The sequence below is a fragment of the Corallococcus sp. AB049A genome, assembly GCF_003668885.1.
Taxonomy (GTDB): Bacteria; Myxococcota; Myxococcia; order Myxococcales; family Myxococcaceae; genus Corallococcus; species Corallococcus interemptor.
Window position 1 is genome coordinate 1 of sequence record NZ_RAWL01001465.1, and the last position, 384, is coordinate 384.

Genomic DNA, 384 nt, shown 5'->3' on the forward strand with positions numbered 1-384 from the left:
GACCTACATGGGCCTGTTCTTCTCTGATAAACCGGAAGACATCGGCTGGCAGTTCGTTTCCGAGGATGTGCGCCTGCAGGACATCCGCAAGGCCAAGCCCGATGCGATCAAGGCACGGCAGATTCCCGCCAACAACTTCATCGCGCTGATCGACGGGGCGGTCGCCTCGCCGAAGCCGAAGGAGGAGAAGTTCTCCAACACGAAGATCGAGACGGACGGCGATGTGGCCTCGGTCTCGTTTGACTACAGCTTCCACGACGATGGGGTGAAGACCAACTGGGGCAAGGAAATGTGGCAGCTGGTCCGCACGGAGCAGGGCTGGAAGATCTTCTCGGTGATCTACTCGATCCGCGATTCACGCAGCCCGGGCGATTGAACGTCGCT

General features: G+C 59.6%; 1 protein-coding gene. It reads left to right on the forward strand.

All coding sequences use genetic code 11. From position 1 onward, the window contains the following. Positions 1 to 376 (forward strand): nuclear transport factor 2 family protein (locus D7X55_RS47470; RefSeq protein WP_121725817.1); only part of this gene is annotated, 376 nt, incomplete at its 5' end. Positions 377 to 384 lie beyond the last annotated feature (8 nt).